The sequence below is a fragment of the Streptomyces sp. NBC_01142 genome (genome assembly GCF_026341125.1).
Lineage (GTDB): Bacteria > Actinomycetota > Actinomycetes > Streptomycetales > Streptomycetaceae > Streptomyces.
Window position 1 is genome coordinate 258,238 of the sequence record NZ_JAPEOR010000003.1, and the last position, 21,508, is coordinate 279,745.

16 protein-coding genes are annotated in these 21,508 nt (G+C 70.7%); 7 read left to right on the forward strand and 9 right to left on the reverse strand.

Annotation, left to right across the window (positions count from 1 at the left end):
* Nucleotides 1-49: 49 nt before the first annotated feature.
* The 3 genes from OG883_RS35295 to OG883_RS35305 form a co-directional block, all read right to left on the reverse strand.
* Entirely contained in the window at nucleotides 50-616 is a 567-nt protein-coding gene (locus OG883_RS35295) for a hypothetical protein (protein WP_266550393.1), read from the reverse strand.
* A 721-nt stretch (nucleotides 617-1,337) separates the two neighbouring features.
* Nucleotides 1,338-2,900, reverse strand: coding sequence for a DUF4139 domain-containing protein (locus tag OG883_RS35300; RefSeq protein WP_266550396.1), 1,563 nt, complete (start codon nucleotides 2,898-2,900; stop codon nucleotides 1,338-1,340).
* Nucleotides 2,901-2,908: 8 nt separating this feature from the next.
* Entirely contained in the window at nucleotides 2,909-5,008 is a 2,100-nt protein-coding gene (locus tag OG883_RS35305; protein ID WP_266550398.1) for a DUF4139 domain-containing protein, read from the reverse strand.
* Between the two features lie 1,060 nt (nucleotides 5,009-6,068).
* Between OG883_RS35305 and OG883_RS35310 the strand changes: the two genes are divergently transcribed.
* Genes OG883_RS35310 through OG883_RS35325 form a run of 4 tightly spaced genes read left to right on the forward strand, consistent with a single transcriptional unit; the run spans nucleotide 6,069 to nucleotide 9,088 of the window.
* On the forward strand, nucleotides 6,069-6,419 hold the full coding sequence (locus OG883_RS35310; protein ID WP_266550400.1) for a hypothetical protein: 351 nt from the start codon (nucleotides 6,069-6,071) through the stop codon (nucleotides 6,417-6,419).
* Nucleotides 6,416-7,630 (forward strand): MAB_1171c family putative transporter, encoded by a 1,215-nt coding sequence (locus tag OG883_RS35315; protein ID WP_266550403.1) that lies wholly within the window; start codon nucleotides 6,416-6,418, stop codon nucleotides 7,628-7,630. Before OG883_RS35310 ends, OG883_RS35315 begins: the two co-directional genes overlap by 4 nt.
* Nucleotides 7,627-8,604 carry a DNA-binding protein gene (locus OG883_RS35320; RefSeq protein ID WP_266550406.1) on the forward strand — a complete coding sequence of 326 codons (978 nt, stop codon included), beginning with the start codon at nucleotides 7,627-7,629 and terminating at the stop codon, nucleotides 8,602-8,604. Before OG883_RS35315 ends, OG883_RS35320 begins: the two co-directional genes overlap by 4 nt.
* A 7-nt stretch (nucleotides 8,605-8,611) precedes the next feature.
* On the forward strand, nucleotides 8,612-9,088 hold the full coding sequence (locus tag OG883_RS35325) for a DUF3574 domain-containing protein (RefSeq protein WP_266550409.1): 477 nt from the start codon (nucleotides 8,612-8,614) through the stop codon (nucleotides 9,086-9,088).
* A 140-nt stretch (nucleotides 9,089-9,228) separates the two neighbouring features.
* Here the strand turns inward: OG883_RS35325 and rbsD are convergent, their stop codons facing one another.
* From rbsD to OG883_RS35350, 5 genes are all read right to left on the reverse strand, one after another.
* On the reverse strand, nucleotides 9,229-9,615 hold the full coding sequence (rbsD, locus tag OG883_RS35330; RefSeq protein ID WP_266550412.1) for a D-ribose pyranase: 387 nt from the start codon (nucleotides 9,613-9,615) through the stop codon (nucleotides 9,229-9,231).
* Complete coding sequence (locus OG883_RS35335; protein ID WP_266550415.1) at nucleotides 9,612-10,592, reverse strand: ribokinase; 981 nt, start codon at nucleotides 10,590-10,592, stop codon at nucleotides 9,612-9,614. Before OG883_RS35335 ends, rbsD begins: the two co-directional genes overlap by 4 nt.
* A 91-nt stretch (nucleotides 10,593-10,683) precedes the next feature.
* Nucleotides 10,684-12,639, reverse strand: coding sequence for a substrate-binding domain-containing protein (locus tag OG883_RS35340; RefSeq protein ID WP_266550417.1), 1,956 nt, complete (start codon nucleotides 12,637-12,639; stop codon nucleotides 10,684-10,686).
* Complete coding sequence (locus tag OG883_RS35345) at nucleotides 12,629-14,179, reverse strand: sugar ABC transporter ATP-binding protein (RefSeq protein WP_266550419.1); 1,551 nt, start codon at nucleotides 14,177-14,179, stop codon at nucleotides 12,629-12,631. Before OG883_RS35345 ends, OG883_RS35340 begins: the two co-directional genes overlap by 11 nt.
* Nucleotides 14,180-14,190: 11 nt before the next feature.
* Nucleotides 14,191-15,219: a LacI family DNA-binding transcriptional regulator gene (locus tag OG883_RS35350; RefSeq protein WP_266550422.1), complete on the reverse strand. Its 1,029-nt coding sequence runs from the start codon at nucleotides 15,217-15,219 to the stop codon at nucleotides 14,191-14,193.
* 378 nt (nucleotides 15,220-15,597) lie between these two features.
* On the opposite strand from OG883_RS35350, the gene OG883_RS35355 reads away from it, so the two are divergent.
* The 3 genes from OG883_RS35355 (at nucleotide 15,598) to OG883_RS35365 (ending at nucleotide 19,266) form a co-directional block, all read left to right on the forward strand.
* A complete protein-coding gene (locus OG883_RS35355) occupies nucleotides 15,598-16,005 on the forward strand; it encodes a hypothetical protein (protein ID WP_266550425.1) in 408 nt (135 codons plus the stop codon).
* Between the two features lie 185 nt (nucleotides 16,006-16,190).
* The gene (locus OG883_RS35360) at nucleotides 16,191-18,707 is read left to right on the forward strand and encodes a tetratricopeptide repeat protein (RefSeq protein WP_266550428.1); all 2,517 of its coding nucleotides are present in this window, start codon (nucleotides 16,191-16,193) and stop codon (nucleotides 18,705-18,707) included.
* The gene (locus OG883_RS35365; RefSeq protein WP_266550431.1) at nucleotides 18,688-19,266 is read left to right on the forward strand and encodes a hypothetical protein; all 579 of its coding nucleotides are present in this window, start codon (nucleotides 18,688-18,690) and stop codon (nucleotides 19,264-19,266) included. Before OG883_RS35360 ends, OG883_RS35365 begins: the two co-directional genes overlap by 20 nt.
* Nucleotides 19,267-19,276: 10 nt before the next feature.
* Here OG883_RS35365 and OG883_RS35370 read toward each other — a convergent pair whose 3' ends face one another.
* The gene (locus tag OG883_RS35370; protein WP_266550434.1) at nucleotides 19,277-21,376 is read right to left on the reverse strand and encodes a tetratricopeptide repeat protein; all 2,100 of its coding nucleotides are present in this window, start codon (nucleotides 21,374-21,376) and stop codon (nucleotides 19,277-19,279) included.
* Between the last annotated feature and the right edge of the window lie 132 nt (nucleotides 21,377-21,508).

Genomic DNA, 21,508 nt, shown 5'->3' on the forward strand with positions numbered 1-21,508 from the left:
GCGACATCGCTGTTTCCCTTCGTCGCGTTGTGTGATGCCGTGGCGGCGCTCAGAGGGTCGGGAAGAGCACTGCGAAGAAGAGCCACAGCAGTACGGCCCAGAAGACCGCTGCCGCCAGCGACACGAGCAGGGAGCTGCGCCACCTCAGCACCAGGAACGGGAAGAGCACCAGGGCCGCCCAGAGACCGGCCACGTCGATCGACATGCGGGCTGCCTGGCCAAGGGTTTGCGCGCGCCCCGCGGCGATACGGCGCAGCAGCCGCTGGGAGACGAAACCGTACAGGCCGAAGACGATCGGGAAGAACCACAGCGGGGTGGTCGTGACCAGCTCGGACTCGGAGAACTCGTTGAACATGACCAGGTAGATGAGGGCGGCGCCCAGCACACCGGCCATCAGCGCGGTCACGTAGAGGGCGGTCAGGGCGGTCGGCTCTGCCGCACCGGCCGGCGCGGGATCGGGCGCGAGCACGGGCGAGGCGTATGGAACATCGGCCGACGGGGCCCGGACCACCTGGTGGCAGTGGGGGCAACGGACGTCCTGCCCGGCGCGGTCGGCCGGAGCCGAGATCTGGTGCCCGCACGAGGCGAGGAATTCCACTTGCTGACGCTGGTTCACGCGCTGCCTTCCCTGTACCGATCCCATGTTGCTCGACGCCGGTACGCGTTGGTCGACCGAAACAGCTCCCGACCCGAGGGAGAAGAACGCCAGAGAGTAGCCAGCCTGCCCCGACGTGCGGCTCGTGGAGCGATCTTCACAGCGGCAAGCCTCCCCGGCATCCGGGAAACTGCGTACTCGCACACGTAGTCGCGCGGACCCGTGGCCGGTACGGCTGGGCGAAGAGTCCGCGGTTGCCGTTTCGAGACGGCTCTGTCCGACCCTGCCCGGCCGTGGCGGGCTGGTCAGGCAGGGCATGTCAACGGGAGCGGCGAGAGCGGCGGATGGGTGGGGTGGGCTCTGCCTCGCCGCGCTCGGAGTGATCGTGCCGTCCTGCCGACAGCGTCGCGGCGAGCGCTCCGGCGTGCCGGATGGGGCGCTGTGGTGGCCCCCGGTAAAGCTTGGTGATGGCCGTGCGGTCCCGGTAGCCGAGCCACCGGCGGAATCAGCAACCCGACCCGACCCGGCGCGTCCGGCCGCCGAGGAACAGGTCGAGGCGTACGTGCTGTCGGCGGGCGGGCGGCCCGCCCTCGCAGCGGCCGGTCACGACCGGGCGACAGGCCGCGTACCGGCGGCCCCGGCGGTGACCGGCCCTCGTGTCCTTGGGGTGTGCGAGAGGGCCCCGGGCTGGGGGGAGTCAAGATCAGGCCTGCACCAGCAGGCGTGCAGCGGCCCATTGAGCTCAGAGCCCGGTGACTTTGGCGCTCGCCGACAGCTCGTAGACCAGGGTGACCGTGCGGCGGCTGCCGGGCGGGAGGGTGACGTCCCAGCGGGCGATGCCCTCGGCGTCGACCACGTCGGGCGCCGGGGAGCATGAATCCTTGTGCAGGCGTATCTCCACCGCCGAGACCTCGGAAACCGGGATCCGCTCCCGGAGGACGACCACCCGCTCGCCGTGCTCCCCGGGGGCGGAGAACCGGGACAGGTGCATCCGGACCGTGCGGGTGACCACGGTCCGCTGGGTGATTCCGGCGGAGTCGCGGGACTCCTCGGCATGCCGGACCACGCTGTAGTCGTCGCAGCTGCCGAAGGCCAGCTCGACGGGGGCGCCGGGGGCAGTGAAGTCCAGAGTGCCGCGGCCGCTGAATCCGCTGCCCCGGACCAGGTCGACGGGCCCGGTGAGCAGCGCGTGGCCGGACAGGTTGTCGAACCGCACCACCTGAGTGACCAGGGGGGACAACTCCGGTGAGCAGGTGTACTCACTGGGCGCGGCCGTGGCGAATGCGGAGAGCGGCACTCGGTGGGCGCGGCCGTCACCAGGCACCGAGACCGGCGCGGGGGATCTCAACACCCGCGTCTCGCCGCCGTCGTCCACCCCCGGCAGGCCGAGCACCGGGGCCGGGCCGAGGGCCCCGATCTCCTCCTCGCGCAGCTCGACGTCGACCGTGCGGCGCTCCGCTGCGGAGCGGTCCTTGAGCGTCAGCCGGTCCTCGCCCAGCCGTGGTGGATCGGTGGCCAGCGCCGAGCGGGCCGTCGACAATGTCAGCCGTACGTCCGACCAGTCCTCACCGGTGCGCTGCCAGACCATCGCGTCGGTCTCCAGTGTCAGGGAGTCCCCGTCGAGCACGGCCCGGTAGGCGGGCCGCCACAGCGCACACGGGGTGAGGTGGCTCAGGCGCAGCCCGACCGGCCCGGCGACCGCGGCCTCCACGGTCAACTCGATATGGCCGACCAGCTCGGCGGGCTCCTCCTCGGAGAGGTGCATGGCACGCTGGGCTTCCCCGAGTTCGGCGGCGAGGGCGGCCAGCCGAGCCTCCACGGTGCGGAGTTGTTCGCCGTCAGCGTCGCGCTCTTCGTCCACCCGGTCCAGTTCGCGGGCCCAGCGGGGCCGTTCGGGCTCCCCGGAGCCGGCGCCTTCGCCGATCTCCCGCAGCAGATCGGCGGCGAGGCGGCCGAGCAGGTCAAGGCGGGCATGCAGCCGGTCGCGTCGCTGCCCCAGGGCCAGCCGCTCCGCTTCGAGGGCGTATATGCGGTGGCGCAGGGCGGAGTCGTCGTCGGTGGATGGCAGCGGCCCGCGCGGCGTCCAGCTGCGGACGATCCGCACCTCGAGCACGGTCGCGGGGTGATCGGTGGTCAGCTCGGCATGGAGGGTCCGGTCGACGGCCAGCGCACTGACCGGCCCGAGACGCAGCCGCTGGACCCCGGCCTCCAGGTCGAGCACGACGGCGCGCTCGATGTACGCGCGATCCTCAAGGCACGTGACGGCGGTGACGGGGAGGGCGATCGGCTTCGGGGCCGTGGACATGGCGTGTGTCAGCTCCTGCGGTTGCCGCCGACCAGAGCCTTGCCGGTCGGGATGCGGATCTCGTAGCCGCCATCGAAGGCGGCAGCGGCGCCTGCGGGCAGGTCCAGTCGCCAGACGCGGGTGCCCGGCGCATGCCGATCGGGCCCGGTGCCTGTCTCGGGTGCCGTCCAGTCGGCCCGTTCCTCGATCCGGACGTCCGGTTCGGAGGTGACCGGCACCCGCTCGCGGACTTCCACGGTGACGGGCCTCGCGAGCCGGTTGGCCAGCTCCACGTGGACGCGGTGGTCGAGCACGGTGGTGTTGTTGCGCAGGCCCGAGGTCGACTCGTGCAGGTTCGTACGGCGGGTGACCCGGATGCCCTCGGCCGGCCCGAGCCCCACCCGGCGGACACCACCGGGGGCGAGCGTGGGCAGTGCGGCGGTCAGCAGGAAGTCGTCGTCGACGGTGACCTCCACCGGGCCGGCCAGCAGTGCCTGGTCGGTGGCGTTGGAGAGCACCAACGTCGCGTACACGGTCTGCTCCACGGACGGCACGCAGAGGTACTCGGTACGCAGGCCGACCGGGATCTCGCCGACGGTGACGGTGTGCCAGGTGCCGTCCGACGGGATGTCGGCGCGGGCGATGGCATCGAAGCGGTGGTCGAAGGAACCCGCCGACTCGCGGGGCCGCACGGCCTGTCCGGGCAACGGCAGCGCGGCCACCGCTTCGGCGTGGCGGCGGTACTCGGCCGCCACCTGGTCGAAGGGAGAGTCGGGAAACAGCCGGCCTCTGCGTCCGCCCTGCTCGTCGGGGCCGCACAGGACAAGGGCGGCATAGTCGAGCTCGGCGCCGCTCGGCTGCGGCGGACCGGCTACCGGTGCCGGAGGGGGTGGCGGCGCAGCCCGGCCAGGAGCCGCGGGCGCCATTGCGGCGGGGGCGCCCGCGAAGGACCTGCCGCCGGTACGTGGCCTGTCGCCCGGTCGCGACCCGGCCGGCTGCGCGAGGGCAGGCATCCCGCCGCCGAAGACTTCCGGGGGAGCGCCGTCTGCGCCGTCGGGCACCGGGACTGCGGTCGGCGGACCGCCGTAGCCCTGCGGTGCCGGCGGCGGGGGAGGCGGCGGTGGCGGAACGGGACCGGACACGGAGGCGCCCGCGGCACCCACGGACGAGGAGCCGGTCGCGACAGCCGCGGGTGCGGCGGTCGTGGCTGGGCCAGGGCCTGCCGCGTCGTACCCGGAGAACAGGTCGACGAGCCCTGCCGGGGGCTCGCGCCAGCCAGAAGGCGCGGGGGCGGGCTGACTGCGTCCGATCCGGATCGAGCGGAGCCTCGGCAGGTTGGTGCGGCGCCGAAGATCGGCGGTGGCCAGGGCGATGCGCACGCCGGTCCAGTCCTCGCCGGTCCGCTGGGCGACCGAGGCGCGCAGCACCAGACGGCCGCTGCCGTCGCCCTGACGGTGAGTGAGACGGTAGGCCGGCACCCAGACGGCGCCCGGCACCCCGTATTCCAGCTCCACCTCCGCGTCGCCGGTGCCGCCGAGGGTCAGGACCGCGCAGACCGTGGTCTCCACGTGCGCTGACGGCGCGTCGGTGGAGGCGCGGGCGAGCCTGTCGGCGGCGACGGTGAGCTCGTGCTCGACGTTGCGCAGTGCCTCCTCCAGCTCGACGAGGCGGTTGTGCAGTCCCGTCAGCCGCTCTTCGACGAAGTCGGCGAGCTCCAGCCACGCGTCGACCGGGGTGCGGCGGTGCGGGTCCTCGCGTCTGCGGGCAGGTGGGACCGGGTGGAGAGCCCTGACCTCCTCGATCAGGCTCAGCTGTCGGTCCCGGCGTCCCTGCGCCGCCGCGTACTCGTCGCTCAGCCGCTCGACCTCGCGCCGCAACTCGTCGGGCGTGCCCGTGCCGAGCGGCTCGGCCTCGACTTCCACCCGGGCCTCGGTGACGCGCACCCCGGGGGCGCCCAGGACCCGGGCCCGCAGCGAGCCCGGGTCCAGCGAGCGGGGCAGTCCCGTCACCCGCACCCGGCCGTCAGGCGACACGCTGCCCCGGGCCAGGCGGCGGCAGACCGCGCCCTGCGCGTACACGACGACCGAATCGAGGGTCGACCCCCACCTCTGTGTTGACTCAGCTGTCATGTGCTCCGCCCCCGCCGCGTCCATACTGAGCGAAGCCTACGCCCGGGCGGTCTGCGCCTTCGCGTCGAATCAGGAGGATGGCGTCCAGGACCACACGCCCTGTTGGCTGAGCAGCCGTTTCACGACCTCCTAGCAGGGGCGGGTGGCATGCGCTGCAGTGCTGCTACGTAGCAGGCAGGCCCGGACATCCGGTAGCACCGGGGGAACCAGCCAAGCGCTGTCGCTGCTCGTCGTCGGGGCGAGGCGCGTGAGAATCCCGCATGGTCGCGGGGAGGTTGTTCGTACCGAACCAGAAGAACTGGGCCACGTCGGCGATGTACTCCGCCGTCAGGGCGGCACGGGGCAACTCGATCACGGCTTCGGCTCTCCCCGGCTGGAGGCATCCATTCGTGATATCCCTGCAACGTCGGCTGCTGGCCGCGGATCCGGCGAGGGAGACGGTTGTCCTGCGGGTTGCCCCAACGGAGGTTGGCGGACACGGACAAGGACACCCCGGAGCGGCAGGTGCGGCTGAACTTCCTGGGCTGATTCAAGGTCGTCCGGTGTGAGCGGGACCGTCGGTTCTCCAGCCGGAGGGCGGCGACGCGGGACCGGTGGTTCAACCCACGGGCCGGAATCGGTAGTTCATCTCACGGACGGAGGGGCACGCGTAACGTGGCCCACCCATCGGTGAGTTGAGCGTGTGACATCATGGCCGCGTTGTCTACTCGGGGATCAAGAGCCCTGAGGCGTAGGCGTGTCGAGGCGGCGAGAACATCTCCTTCGCGTGTGGTCAGGGTGAGGCGACAGCGTGACCGGGCGAGGGCGGCCGCTGCGGTTCGCCGGAGGACTGAGGATGAAGCTACCTGGCTCTGCGTTACCGTCGTCGCAAGACAGGCGGCTCCGGCGCCGCCTCAGAGAGGTTCGCCATACCTGTGAGGCGCTGCTCGCGCAGTGGGGTATGGAGCACGGTTGTGGTATCGATGCCCTTCACCGGTATCTGAGCGTGCAGCGTCGGCGCCCCATCCATCTGATTTCGACGCCTTTTCCCGAGCGCCATCTCTTCGGCATATGGCTGAAAATGGATGACTTCGACGTCATCGCGTTCGAGAAGGCGGCTTCGCCCTCGCACAAGGAACACATCATTGCTCATGAACTGGCCCACATCGCCTTCGAGCACCGCGGGTCCGTGCAACTGGATCACAGTGATCCGGGCCAGTTGTTCTCGGACGTCGACCCCGCGACCGTACGGGGCATGCTGATGCGCTCCCGCTACAGCGACGACGAGGAGCAGGAGGCCGAGACGATGGCCTCGCTGATCCTGGCCCGGGCCACGAAGCGATGGACCGAACCGGCCTGGGGCGTCCCGGAAGAGGCCGCCGAAATCGTCGCCCGTATCGAGAACGGTCTGGGCAAACCGGACCAGGCATGAGCGTGATCTACGGAGTCCTCGCGTGGGTCTGCGCCATCGGCGGCCTCGCGGCCTTCGGCTACCGGCTCCCCGACCTGCTGCGCAGAAGACATGACATCGCTTTGTGGGCGCTGTGCACCTACTTCCTCTGCTCCGGGATCAGCTTCCTGGTCGACCTGGACCTTCTCCGGCTGCACATCTCCGACTTCTTCGGGCTCCCGAACATCACCTCGCTGATCACCCAGGTCGCGGTGGTCGTGCTCACCGCGGCGCAGCAGGTCGTCCTCGTCTACTGGTCGTCTCCGCCCGCCGAGGCCCGGCGCATGGCGCGCCGCCGCGTGTTGTTCTTCGGCGCCGCGCTCTGCGTACTTGTGGCCGCGTCCTTCGTCGCAGGTCCTGTGGCGAAGTCCGAAACGGCGACGTCGACGATCCTGCTGAGCATTCAGGACGGCGGATACGCGCTGTACATGTCCTTCTACCTCCTGATCTGTGCCGTGGGGCAGTTCGAGACCGTGCGGTTGTCGCTGCGCTTCACCAAGATGGCCAACCGCCAATGGCTCGAGGTCGGGATGCGCACCGTGACCGTCGGCGCGAGCCTCATCCTGGTCTACTGCGTCACGCGAGGCATTCAGATCGCCGGCACCAGGCTGCACTTCGACGGAACGGGCCTTGACCCCATTCAGTGGACGAGCGGCAGCGTCGGGGCCCTGCTCCAGATCACCGGCTGGACCATCCCGTCCTGGGGAATCCACATCACCCGCGCGCGGGGCTGGATCCGCAGCTACCGCTCCTATCTCCGCCTGCGGCCTCTGTGGTGGGCGCTGTACCAGGCGTCGCCGGACATCGCGCTGGACCCGCCACGGTCCTGGCCGCGTGATCTCGTCCCGCCCCGGGATCTGCACTACAGCCTCTACCGGCGTGTCATCGAGATACGCGACGGGCAGTTGATGCTCCGTACTTCGCTCTCACTCGCGGACTTCTCCCGCGTGGCCCGCTCCCTGGAGTTACCGGAGGACCCCACCTCACCCCTGGGGGAAGCACTGCAGGTGCGTGCCGCGCTGAGCCGTCCGGCCGAGGAGGGAGCCGAGCAGGCCGACGCGTCCGACATTCCCGAGCGACCGCCGTACGAGGACTTCCGCGACGAGGTGGAGTGGCTGACCGAAGTGGCTGCTTCGTTCACCGCCCTCGGCCAGGGCCGCCCCGGGCATGCCGACGGCCGCCTCCTGTCATGACGCAACCGGCCTGGACCGGCCCGGCTCGCACGGTGGCGCATGACGACGACCGTGACATGGTGATCCCCTTGGCCGTGCGCACCATTGAGCGCCTTGTGGCCCTCGATGCCGCGCACGGCGCGACGGCCGCGGTGCCCGCCGTACGCGAGGCCGTGCGGCGCATCCCGGAACTGTCGGCCGACCCCAGGAGCCTGCGCGGCCAGGACAGCGACCGCCTCGCGCCCCTTGCCGAACTGTGCGAAGTCATCGGCTGGATCCTCTTCGACGCGGGCTTCTACCGCCCGGCGCACCGAATGAACGCACGAGCACTGGCCCTGGCCGAACTCTGCGGCGACCGCTGGACGGCACGGCTGGTGCTGCTGAACCACAGCATGCTCGAGGCCCATACCGGACATCCGCGGGCAGCCCTGGAGACCGCCTTCCGCGTGACCGGGCCGCGTGCCCTCCCCGCCCGGGTCAGCAGCCTCGTCCTGGTCCGCCAGGCGCACGCGATCGCCATGCTGGGCAACCGCAGGGAGCCCCTGGATCTGATCTCCCGCGCCCAAAGCCGGTTCCTGGACGGCATCTCGCGCCACGACCCGCACTGGGCCTGGTGGATCGACCAGACCGAGCTGCTCGGCCACCAGGGCTGGGTGCTGGCCAGACTGCACCGATGGGACCAGGCCATCCCCCTCCTGCATCATGCGGCCACAGCTCCCGGTCCTTCCTACCGGCACCTGTTCACTGCGGAGCTCCTCTCGGCCCTGGCGGCAGCCGGGGCCTGGAGCGAGGCGGAGGACCTCATTGCGGACGTTGCTCCCCGCGCCGCCCGCATCGGGTCCGTACGGACGACCGAGACACTCGGCAGGACGGCGATCGGTCTGCTCAGGTGCGGCGACGCTCCGGCTCCTCTGCGGGACGCGGCAGTGTTCCTGCTGGAGTCTCTGCCCCGCTCGGCAGTCCGGACCACTTTCCCCACCAGGAACAACAGATAGGGACTACATGCGCCACATACGGATATCGATGCCCGCGGCCGCCGTCTTCGCAGCCGTCGTGCTCTTCTTCACTGCCGGAGGACCGCTGTCCGACGTCGCCTTCGACACCCCCGCCGCCTCGGCGGCGGCACAGCGGACTGCCGGCGAGCAGGGCAGCCCCTATGTGGCGACACACCTCTACTTCGGCACCGGCCGTCACGACGGCAACCCGCCCATCTCGGACGAGGAGTTCATGAAGTTCATCGCCGACGTGGTCACGCCCCGTTTTCCGTCCGGACTGACCCTTCAGGAGGGCCGCGGCCAGTGGCGTGACAAGGACGGTGACATCAACCGCGAGCGATCGTACGAGCTGACCGTGCTGTATCCCGTGACACAGGCTCGGGACCGCGACGCCGACATCGAGTACATCCGCCGTCTCTACTGCAAGATCTACGACTTGGAGTCCGTCGGCCGTGCCGACGTCCGGGCGCAGGCCGACTTCTGACCCTGCGCCTGCACATGAGGAGTTGACACCTTCGGCCCGTCGGGCACGCTTCCGCGTTGCTGCGGGTTCCGGACCGCCGCTGATCCTGGTTGGTCACGTGACCAACCAGGACTCGCCGAGCCGGGCGGGGCGGCCCCGGCTCAGAAGAACACGCCGCACCTCAGCAGCACATTCGCATACGGCCGTGCCTCCCCGCTGCGTACGACCAGACGCGCACCCGCCGCAAGCTCCTTCAGCTCCGTGTGCGTGACGAGACCGAGGCCGGGCAGCGCCTCCAGCAGCTGTGCCGCCCCCGGGTTCGCCTCCCGGACCTCGCAGGCCGCCGTCGCGCCTTCCACGACCAGCTCGGCCAGCAGACCGTCCAGCACCTCGGCGAAGGACGGCACCCCGGCCCGGAACGCCAGGTCCACCACGCGCGGTCCCGTCGGAATGGGCATGCCCACGTCGCACACCAGGACTTCGTCCCCGTGTCCCAACTCGGCCAGCGCACCCGCGAGATGACGGTTCAGGATTCCGGCCTTCTTCACCGGGAGACACCTCGTCCCGAGGCGCCGGGTGCGTCCATGGGACCGGGGGACCGGGAGGCGTCCCCCGGGACACCACCGCACACCGACGCCACCTCCGCCGCTGTCGGGAACGACACCTGCGCGCCCTCTTTGGTGACGGCCGCAGCGCCGACCCGTACCGCATGGGCCGCCGCAGTCGTCAGGTCCTCACCGGCCCCGAGCCGCCAGGCCAGTGCCGCAGTGAACGCGTCACCCGCCCCCGTCGTGTCCACGGCGCGCACCGGGACGGACGGCACCCGTGCCGTCGTACGGGCGTCCGCCACCAGCGCGCCCCGCGCGCCCAGCGTGATGACCACCGAGCGCGGGCCGAGCGCGAGCAGCGCCCGTGCCCAGTCCTGCGGGTCTTCGCCCACCGGTCTGCCGAGCACCACCCGGGCCTCGTGCTCGTTGACGATCAACGGGTCGCAGACCGCGAGGATTTCGTCGGACAGCGCCACCGGTGGCGACGGGTTGAGCACGAAACGCGTGCCGGGAGCCAGGTTCCGCACCACCTCGGTGACCGTCTCCAGTGGGATCTCCAGCTGGGCCGAAACCACCCGCGACGCCTGGAGCAGGCCTGCCGAGTCCCGTACGTCGCCGGGGGACAGCCGGGCGTTGGCTCCCGGGGAGACGACGATGCTGTTGTCCCCCGACGGGTCCACGGTGATCAGCGCGACCCCGGTCGGGGCGCCGCCGGACAGCACCCCGGACGTATCGACGCCGGCCGTGCGCTGCGACTCGAGCAGCAGCCGGCCGTGCGCGTCGTCGCCGACCCGGGCCAGCAGAGCCGTACGGGCGCCGAGGCGGGCGGCGGCGACCGCCTGGTTCGCGCCCTTGCCGCCCGGATGGACGGCCAGGTCCGAGCCGAGCACGGTCTCACCGGGGCCGGGGCGCCGCTCGACGCCGATCACCAGGTCGGCGTTGGCCGACCCTACGACCAGCAGGTCGTAGTCGTACATTGCAGTCTCTTTCCGTACAGGGACGACGTCCGCCGGGGTGGTGGGCCGGCACCGGACCACCACCCCGGCGGAGCCGTCGGGAGGGGAGCCGTCAGGAGAAGTCGCCGATGTTCTTCGCCGTAACCACCTTGACCGGCACCTTCACCGTCGAGGCGATCTTCCTGCCCTGTGCGGCTTCGATGGCGTTGCGCACGGCGAGTCTGCCCAGTTCCTTCGGCTGCTGGGCCACCGAGGCGTGCAGCGTGCCCGCCTCGACCGCTTTCAGGCCGTCGGGCGTGCCGTCGAAGCCGACGACGGAGACCGAGGTTCCGGCCTTCGCTCCCAGGGCCTTGATCGCGCCGAGTGCCATTTCGTCGTTCTCGGCGAACACTCCGTTCACGCCGCTGTTGGCCTGGAGCAGATTGGTCATCACGTCGAGACCCTTGGTGCGGTCGAAGTCCGCGGGCTGCTTCGCGACCACCTTGATACCCGGGTACGCCGTGATGCCCTCGGCGAAGCCCTGGCCGCGCTCGCGGCTCGCGGAGGTGCCGGCCGTGCCCTGCAGAATCACGATCCGTCCCTTGCCGCCGAGCTTCTCCGCCAGCGCCTTCGCCGCCTGCTTGCCGCCCGCGACGTTGTCGGAGGCGATGAGCGTGGCGATGTCCGCCTTGTTGACGCCGCGGTCGGCGGCGATCACCGGGATGTCCGCCGTGTTGGCGGAGCGCACCGAGGGCCCTGCCGCATCGGAGTCGACCGGATTGACGATCACCGACGACATGCCTTCGCCGGTGAAGTTCTGTATCTGGTTGGCCTGTTGCGAGGCGTCGTTCTGCGCGTCGGTGACGGTGAGGTCGATGCCCCTCGCCCTGGCCTCCGCCTGGGCGCCCTCCTTCAGCTGTACGAAGAAGGGGTTGTTGAGGGTGGATACGGACAGGCCCACCCTGGTCCCGCCGCCGGAGGAGCCGCTGTTCCAGAGGGAGACAGCGCCGATGACAGCAGCCACCAGCACTGCGGCGATCGTGTACGTCACCGCTTGCGCGCCCTTGCGGCCGGAGCCGCCCGGACCGGACGTACCGGCGGCCGCGGTCGTCGCCCCGGCACGGCGGCGCACCGTGTCGAGCAGCACCGCGAGGGCGATGACGACACCGATGACGACCTGCTGCCAGAACGCCGAAACCGACAACAGATTCAGGCCGTTGCGCAGCACCGCCAGGATCAGCGCGCCGATGAACGTGCCGGATGCCTTGCCGACGCCGCCCGAGAGACTGGCACCGCCGATGACGACCGCGGCGATGGCGTCGAGTTCGTAACCCTGTGCGGCCTGCGGCTGTGCCGAGGCGAGCCGGGACGCGAGCACGATGCCGGCGACGGCGGCGAACAGCCCCGACAGGGCGTAGACGGCGACCTTCTGCCGCTTGACGCGCAGCCCGGACAGCCGGGCCGCCTCCTCGTTGCCTCCGATCGCGTACATCGAGCGGCCCAGGTAGGTACGGCCCAGGATCACGGCCGTGACCAGGCCCATCACGACCATCACGATGACCGGTACGGGCAGCCGGCCGCCGAGCGTGTCACCGAGCCGCGAAACGGAGCCGGGGAACGCGATCGGGCTGCCCTGCGAGATCACCAAGGACAGACCGCGGCCCACCGAGAGCATCGCCAGCGTGGCGATGAACGGAGGCAGCTTGCCGTACGAGACGAGGGCGCCGTTGACAAGTCCGCACGCCACGCCGGTGACCACGGCGAGCACGACGGCCAGCCAGACCGGCACACCCTCGGAGGTCGCCATCCAGGCAAGGACGGTCGCCGAGAGCGCTGCCACCGAACCGACCGACAGATCGATGCCGGCGGAGACGATGACGAACGTGACACCGAACGCGAGGATCGCCGTCACGGCGGCCTGCACGCCGACGTTGAGCAGATTCTGCGCGGTCAGGAAGTCGCCCGACAGCAGCGACATCGCCACCACCAGGACGACGAGGGCGCTCAGTGCGCCGTTGTCGAGCAGGAGGCGGCGGACCGCCGAGGCGCCACCCGCACCTGTGCTGTTCTTGAGCGTGTCAGTGGCCACGGGAGCCCTCCACCCCTTCTTCGTCGACTGCCGGGTTGCTTCTGGTTGTGGGCGCGGTGCTGACGGCGAGCGCCATCACCGCGTCCTGGGTCGCCTCGTCCGCCGTGAGTTCACCGGCGATCCGGCCCTGGGCCATCACCAGCACCCGGTCGCTCATACCGAGCACCTCGGGTAGATCGCTGGAGATCATCAGTACGGCGTGACCGGCGGCGGTGAGTTCGTTGATGAGCTGGTAGATCTCGACCTTCGCGCCGACGTCGATACCGCGCGTCGGCTCGTCGAGAATCAGCACCCTGACGTCGGCGAGCAGCCATTTGCCGATGACGACCTTCTGCTGGTTGCCACCGGACAGGGTGCGCACCTTCTGCTCCAGACCCACCATCCGCACGCCGAGCTGTTCGGCGATGCGGGCGGCGGCGGTGTGCTGCGCCTTGCGGTCCACCAGCCCGGCGCGGGTCGACGACCGCAAGGTGACCAGGCCGAGGTTCTCCTCCACCGAGGCGTCGAGCAGCAGGCCCTGGCCCTTGCGGTCCTCGGGCACCAGCCCGATCCCGGCGGCCATCGCGGCACTCACGTCGTGCCGCGGGAGCCGGGCGCCCGCCACCTCCACGGTGCCCGTGTCGTACTGGTCGGCGCCGAAGACGGCACGCACGACCTCCGTACGGCCGGCGCCCACCAGACCGGCGATGCCGACGACCTCACCGGCGCGCACCTCGAAGCCGACATCGTGGAAGACGCCGTCCCGGGTCAGCCCGCCGACAGTCAGCAAGGCGGTACCGGGGTCGGTGGCCCGGCGCGGATACTGCTGCTCGATGCTGCGGCCCACCATGAGGCGTACGAGTTCGTCCTCGGACGTCGACGCGGGGACCTGGCCGACGCTGCGGCCGTCGCGCAGGACGGTGACGCGGTCGCCGAGGGCCGCGATCTCCTCCAAGTGGTGCGTGATGAAGACGATTCCGACGCCCTCCTCGCGCAACGTGCGTACGATCCGGAAGAGTTTGTCCACCTCCCCGGAAGTCAGCACGGCAGTCGGCTCATCCATGATCAGCACGCGGGCGTCCAGACTGAGCGCCTTGGCGATCTCGACCATCTGGAGCCGGGCGATGCCCAGCTCCCGCACTGTCGCGTGCGGCGGGACGTCGACACCGACGCGCTCCAGCAGCTCGGCGGCGTCGGCCTCCATCCTCTTCCGGTCGATCATGCCGAAGCGGCGCGGCTGGCGGCCCAGGAAGATGTTCTCGGCCACCGTCAGGTCGGGGACCAGGTTGAACTCCTGGTAGATCGTGGCGATACCGAGCCGTTCCGCGTCCTGAGCGCCGTGGATACGGACCTCCTGCCCGCCGACGAGCACCCGCCCGGCGTCCGGCCGGTACGCACCGGAGAGCATCTTGATGAGCGTGCTCTTGCCGGCGCCGTTCTCGCCGAGCAGGACGTGCACCTCGCCGCGGCGCAGATCGAAGTCGACGCTGTCGACCGCGACCACACCGGGGAAGGTCTTGCGTATCCCTTCGACACGCAGCAACTCGTCCGGATGACTCACGCGTTGCTCCTTCATGCTGAGGGGTCTGGGTGCTCGGGGACCGCCGGGAAGGCCGCGCCGCAGGAGCGGCGTACGACGAGCCGGGCGGGCAGTGTGACGGACTCGGGCACGCGCCCGGCGATGAGCTCGGCCAGCGCGCGTACGGCGGCCCGGCCCAGCTCGTTCGTCGGCTGAGCGATGGCCGTGATCGGCGGATCCGTATGCACGAACCACGGGATGTCGTCGAAGGCGGCGAGCGCGATGTCCCGCGGGACGCTCAGACCCCGGGCGCGGATCGTGTCGAGAGCGCCGAGCGCCATCAGGTTGTCCGCGGCGAACACGGCGTCGGGCGGCTCGGCCAGATCGAGGAAGCGTTCGGTGGCCCGGCGGCCGCTCTCGGCCTGGAAGTCGCCCTGGCCGATGTACGCGTCCGGCAGGGCGACACCCTGCTCGAACAGTGCCGCACGGAAGGCGTCCACGCGCTCGCGGCCGGTGGTGGTCGCCGCGGGCCCCGCGATGATCGCCAGTCTGCGGTGGCCGAGCCCCAGCAGGTGGGTCACCAGGTCCCGTACCGCGGCGCGCCCGTCGGCACGTACGACGGGCACGTCCACGCCGGGGATCCACCGGTCCACGAAGACCATCGGGGTCCCCGCACGCACCGCGTCCAGTATCAGCGGCGAACCGCGGTCGGTGGGCGACACCAGCAGCCCGTCGATCCGTCGGTCGAGCAGCGTACGGATGTGATGGTCCTGCAACTCGGGCCGTTCGTCGGCGTTCCCGATGATCACGCTGTACCCGAGCGCCCGGGCCTCCTCCTCGACGGCGCGGGCAAGCGCTGTGAAGTACGGGTTCAGCACGTCGCTGATGACCAGGCCGAGGGTGTGGGTCTGGTGAGTGCGAAGGGACCGGGCCACGGCGTTCGGCCGGTACCCCAGTGCCGCCGCGGCGGCGTGCACCCGGGCCCGTGCCTCGGGGCTGACCGACGGATGATCGTTGAGCGCGCGCGACACCGTGGCGACGGACACGCCTGCCGCGGCCGCGACATCCTTGATGCTCGCCATCGTCGGTCCACCTCCTTGTGGAATCGATTACACGGAGGATGGAATCGATTCCATGAAGGGAAAGCAAGAGCCTGGGGCGGTCCTGAGATCAGATCGTGATGCGTCTGCCGGGGAGGAAAACCCCAGATGACGCCGTAGGAACCCGGAGCCGGCCCTTTCCGGTCCCTGCGCAAGGATGGGGAGCGACCGCCCATCCGGGGCGGTGGTGAGGGGGCTGACATGCGCTGCGGCATGCGTGGGGTGACAACTCTTCTGTTCGCATGGGTGTCGGTTGTGGCTCTGTCGGGCTGTCTGGCTCGGTACGACGCTGTGCCGTCGGTGTCGGACGCGACACGGAACGAGATCCTGGGGACCTGGCGCGGCTGGAAAGGGGCAGAGGTGACGCTGCAAGCCGACGGAACGGCTGTCGTGGCTCACCTCGACGGCGAGGACTTCGACTTCGACAGAGGCTGGCGAATGTCGGGTACCGGGACGTGGCAACTGATCAACGGGGACAGCGGGCAGCTCGTGTCGTTGAGCGTCACAGAGAGAACCTCATGGGAAGAGCGCCATGACACGGAACAGGACCTGCGCGCTCCCGAGGCCGTCGAACAGCCCGCGCCCGAGACGTATGCGTGGAGTCTGAGGATGGAGCGGGGTGACAAGGGACTGCGCCTGTTCTTCCTGTTCGGTGACCCCGATATCCGCAGCTATCACTACCTGGACAAGTCACCGGACACAGAGAGCGGCTCGCCTGCGAGCCCCTCGGCAGCGGCGAGCCCCTCGGCAGTGGCGAGCCGCCGATAGCGGCCGAGCGCCGCGAGAGGACCCCGCCACCAGGTACAGCCCCGCCGGGCACGGGCGGCAGGACCACAGGACGGGTGCCGCGACCGGGTTTCCCCCGGACCGCGGCATCCGACGTTTTCAGGGACCCGCCGGGTGGAAGCCTGACGGGACACGCCCCTGTCCGGCGCCGGCCGCGGAGAGGACCGTTGCACCTGAACCGCACCGAGGAAACCGTGGGGCACACCGTCCCCCGCACCCCCGCAGACGCCCCCGAACACGACGTCTTCCTCTGCCACAACTGGGCCGACAAGACATGGGCCATTGAGCTGTACGAAGCGCTGGACGCCCTGGGAGTCCGGGTGTTCCGGGATGACGTCAGCATGGACGACTGGGACGAGATGTCCCCGTCGATCAGGGACGCGCTGCTCTCCTCGCTGACCCTCGTGCCGCTCATCACCCCGGACTTTCCGGACAGCCCGCATTGCCGGCAGGAACTGCATCTGGCGCTCACCTGCGCCTACCGGTTGGGGGAGGGAGCCACCGGCCGGGTGACAGCGGTGACGGCCAAGGTCCGTCCCAGCGCGGTCCGGCCGCGTCAGCTCGGCCACAACCGGCTCCCCAAAGAGGGCAAGAGCACGAAGGAACTGGCGGCTCGCATCGCACAGCGGGTGGCCGCGCAGAAGGCGGCCGATCCCCGGCCCTTCGGCGCCGCTCCGCAGACCGGTCTCCCGGACTGGTTTCCCGACCACCTCACCGGTGCCGGTGCCTTCCGCGGCCGCTATGACGAACTGTGGGAACTGCACGAGGGACTTCTCGCCCGGTCCAAGGCGCGCGACCGAGGACATCCGGTCGTCTCGGTCCGCGGCATGGGCGGCCAGGGCAAGACCGCGCTGTGCGAGCAGTACGCGCGGTTGTTCGCCGAGGACCACCCCGGCGGTGTCTTCGTTGTCAGGCTGACCGGCAGCGACCGGCGCGTACGATCCGATCCGACCGCCGTGTGGAGTCAGTACCTGGAACAACTGGCCCTGATCGGCGAGCGATTGGAGATCACCGATGCGGAGCGGTCTCCGGGTGCTCTGATCGGCGCCATCGGTTCCCGGCTGCGCCGTAGGCCTCCCTATCTGTGGATCGTGGACGATGTGCCCTCCGGCGTGGATCCCGAGCTGTTGACCGGGCTGCACGCTCCCACCGGCAACGGGAAGACACTGATCACCACCCGCGGCCGACTGGGCAAGCGCGTGTCGGAGGAGTTGGAGCTGTGCGGACTCGACCCCCGGGCGGGGCTGGCCGTACTGACTGTCGAGCGCGTCCCCCAGCAGGGCAACAGGCCCGACGAGGCGGCGGCGAAAGCGGTGGTGCAACTTCTCGGTGGTCTGCCGCTCGCTCTGACCCTGGCCGCCGGGTTGACCACACGCGACAGTTTCGAGGGCTACGAACAGCTCCTGGCCGAGCTGCGCGGCTCCGAACCCGACGCGCTGGAACTCGCCTCGCATCTGGAGGACGAACTGCCGACGGGGTACGCCCTGCCGTTCACGGCCGCCCTGCTGCGCAGTTACGCGAGTCTGACCGACACAGGGCGCGAGGTGCTGTGCGCCGCCGGGGTGCTCGCTCCGGCCCCCATTCCGTTAGGCCTCCTCGCAGACGTTCTCGGCGCCGACGGCACCGACGGCACCGACGGCGCCGCCGTCGAACGGGGCGCCCGGCACGCCGCGCACCGCGGTATGGCGGACCTGCTGCCGGGCGACGGCCAACCATTGCTCAGCGTCCATGCTTTGACGAGCCGCGCGGTGCGTTTCGTCGCCACGGACGGATACCGGTTGCGGTTGCGCAATGCTGCCGTACGGGCGCTGACGGATGCGCTGACCCGGTCGGGCGAGTCCGCCGCGCAGGCCGCGGGGACCTCCCTGCACCACGGTGTGCTCCGGTACCTCCCGCACGTCCGCTCCGTGGCGGCGCTCACTCCGGAACTCGATGCGTGGCCGGTCGGACCCGAGGAATGGCATCTCGTCAACGAGGCCGGGCGGGTACAGACGGAGCTGGGCGACAGCGCGGGTACGCTGCGCTCCCGAACCGAGCTGTACGCCTCCTGCGCCGCGTCCCCCCACTGCGACGAGGCGACCCGGCTGACGGTCCTGCTCGGCCTCGGTGACGCCCACTTCGGCCAGGGGGACCACACCACGGCACGCCGCCTGCAGGAAGACGCGCTGCGGGGCATGCAGGGCGTACTGGGGCCGGATCACCACAACACCCTGACGGCGGCGGGGAATCTGGCGAACACCCTCAGCGCCCTGAGGGACCACGACGGCGCCAGGGAGCTGCTGACCGCTGTGTACCGGGCTCGTCGTGATGCGCCGCGGTGGGGGCTGCCGCACCGCGAAACCCTCCTGGCGCTCAACAACCTCGTCATCGCGGTGGGCAGATGCGGTCACGACGCGGCCGGGCGGCACCGAGCCCGGCGCACCGCCCTGCGGTACGCGCACGCCGCCCACGCGCTGTGGCGCCGAGCGGCAGGTCCGAGAGCCCTCGCGACGCTGGACGCGCTCGAGAACGTGGCGACCAACCTGCGGGCGCTGGGGCGGCACGAGGAGGCAGGGCGGTGCTACGCCGAGGTCTGGGAAGGCCGCCGCAGGGTTCTGGGGGACGGGCATCCCGACACGATCGATGCACAGGAAAACATGATCACCACCGAATTGGAGCATGCCGGTGACACCCGCTTCCCATGAGAACCACAGGCACATCTTCCGCGACAGCAATCCGTACCTGGGTGTCTACGCACAGCGGCTGACGGCACAGGGACCCGGGCATCTCGACACCGTTCTGACCCTGCGCAACCTGCTGATCCCGGGCCCGGGCCGGCAGACCGAGAGCACCGAGAGCACCGAGAACACCGCCCCCACCGTCGAAGCGGCGTCCTCCCGCAGCGATCTGCCGCCCGGCTCCGGACCGCAGGACGTACGGCTGGAGGGCGACCACACCGATCTGCTGGCCGACGTCGTGCAGCTCGCCCTGGAGTTCCATCGACGTACGACGGTGGAAGTGGGCCCGGATCATCCGCGCGCCATGCTCGCGACCTGTCTGACAGCCCACGCGCTCGCGGCGGCGGACCAGTTGGACGGGGAAGAGGGGCAGATGGAGGTGGCGCGTGTCCTGCTGGAGGACTCCCTCGAAGGCTTCGCAGACCTCGCGGAGAGCGCACCCGGGACGATCGGCGACGGGGAAGTCCTTGTCGCCGAGACCCTGCACAGCTGGGTGATCAACCGGTTGGAGGAGCAGGAGGACTGAGGGCGCAGAGCTACCGAGTCCCGGCCTCGCCACCCGCCAGGTCCGCCGCGACGGTGTCGGCCTTGCGGGAGCCGAGCGAACGGTACAGGGCGAGGGCGGCGCTCCAGTGCGCTCTCGCCTCCTCGTCGTGCCCCTCGGCCCCGGCGATCGCACCGAGCCGGTGCAGGGCTCTGGCCTCCTCGTATCTGCTGCCGCACCGGCGGCTGAGTCGTACGGCTTCGGTGCCGGCCTCCCTCGCCTCGTGGGGACGCCCCGCGCGGTGGTGGATCAGCGCCAGTGTGCTGAATCCTTTGGCGGCCTCCACCTGGATCTCCAGTGCGGTGAGGACCGCCAACGCCTCCTCCGTATGGGCGGCCGCAGCCTCGAAACGGCCGAGTTCGAGCTCGGACAGCGCGATACTGCGCAGTGTGATCGCGGTGTTCCGCCGGGCGCCGGCGTGGCGGTAGTGGTCGAGCGCCTCGTGATTGTGCCGCAACGCCTCCTCGTAGTGGCCCTGGTGGCGCAGGATCGCCGCCTGGTTCGCCAGCGCGTTGCTGCGCCCGTGCCGATCCCCGACCTCCTCGAACAACAGCCGCGCTCGCTCGTAGTGGACGGCCGCCTCGTCCCGTCGTGCGGATTCGAGCAGGGCGCGACCGAGATCGTTGTGTGCCCTGGCGCGGGCGTGCCGGTCACCGGCACGCTCCGCCGCGGCGAGTGCCAGAATGTGCGTCTCGGTCCAGTCGCCCCAGCGCTTCGTCAGGAAGAAGAACCCGCGCAGTGTGTACGCGAGTTGCCAGCGCCGCGAGTCCAGCCGGGGATCGTCGAGACGGCACATCGCCACCAGGTTGTGCCGCTCGGCCGTGAGCCAGTCCAACGCCGCCGAGCGGTTGTCGAACGAGGGCCCGGCCGAGGCCTCGCCGTCGAGCGGAATCCGGAACCGGTGGGTGGTGATCACTCGGTCGGCGCGGTCCGCCGTGTGCAGGTAGTGGTCGAACGCCCGACGCGTCCTCGCCTGCCGTGCCTCCTCGTCGTCCACGGTCGTGGCCAGCTCGCGGGCGTAGTCGCGCAGGAGATCGTGCATCTCGAACCGGCCGGCCACCGGCTCGAAGACCAGCTGTGCGCGCGCGAGGGCGATCAGGAGCCTGCGTGCGGAGCGCAGCTCCGTGCCGGTCAGCGCGGCGACGGTGTGGACGCCGACGCTGTTCCCCGGGTGTGTTCCCAGGGCGCGGAAGGCGTCGGCCACCTCGAGGGTCAGCTGGGTGTACGACCACGAGAAGACGGCGCGTACCGCGGAGCGCGGGTCCTCGCCCGTCTCCAGCAGGTCCAGCCTGGCCTGTTCGTCGTCCAGCTCGGCCGCCAGCTCGGCCAGGGACACCTGAGGCCGGGAGGCGGCGAGTTCGGCCACGATGCGCAGGGCCAGCGGCAGCCGGGCGCAGCGCCGGGCGAGTACGGCGGTGGTGGCGGGGTCGGTGTCCGTACGGGCGCCCATGGCGGCATCCAGTACTTCGACCGCCTCGGTCGGCGACAGCCGGTCCACGTCCAGGGACTCGGCTCCGTGGTGCACCACGAGACCGCTGAGCTGCCGCCGGCTGACGACGATCACCGCACAGGAGGCTGCTCCCGGCAGCAGTGGCCGTACCTGCTCCTCCGAGTAGGCGTTGTCCAGGACGACGAGCATGCGGCGTGCGCTGACCGCCGTCCGGAACAGGGCCGCACGTTCCGCCAGTGCGGTCCCGGACTCGGGGTGTGCCGCGCCGAGCGCCCGAAGAAACCCGGCCAGTACCTCCAGCGGTTCGAGCGGCGGTTCGGGCCCGTAGCCGCGCAGGTCCACGTAGAGCTGTCCGTCGGGAAACGCTTCGACCGAGGCGTGCGCCCACCGCACCACGACCGCGGTCTTGCCGACTCCGGCGGTTCCCGACACCACGACCGTTCCGGGGCCGTCCTGAGCGCTCAGCAACACCTCGTCGAGCCTGGCAAGCTGAGCGGCCCGGCCCACAAAGCGGGCTGTGGCGGCGGGCAGTTGGCGCGGCACCACAGGATCGGCCACCACCGGGCCACCGAGATGAACCGAGCCCCGGATCTCGCCGGCCTGCACGATGATCCCGGCGTGTCCTTCGAACCGGTTGTGCACGCCGCCGGTCCCCGCTGGGCCGGCGGCAGCCCCACCTGGCATCGTCACCCCCCTGGGCAGCCCGCTTCGACACCGGGCGGCAAGGATGCCTCTACCCCGGGGGGAACGGCGCAGAAACGGCGCCGTGGGGGG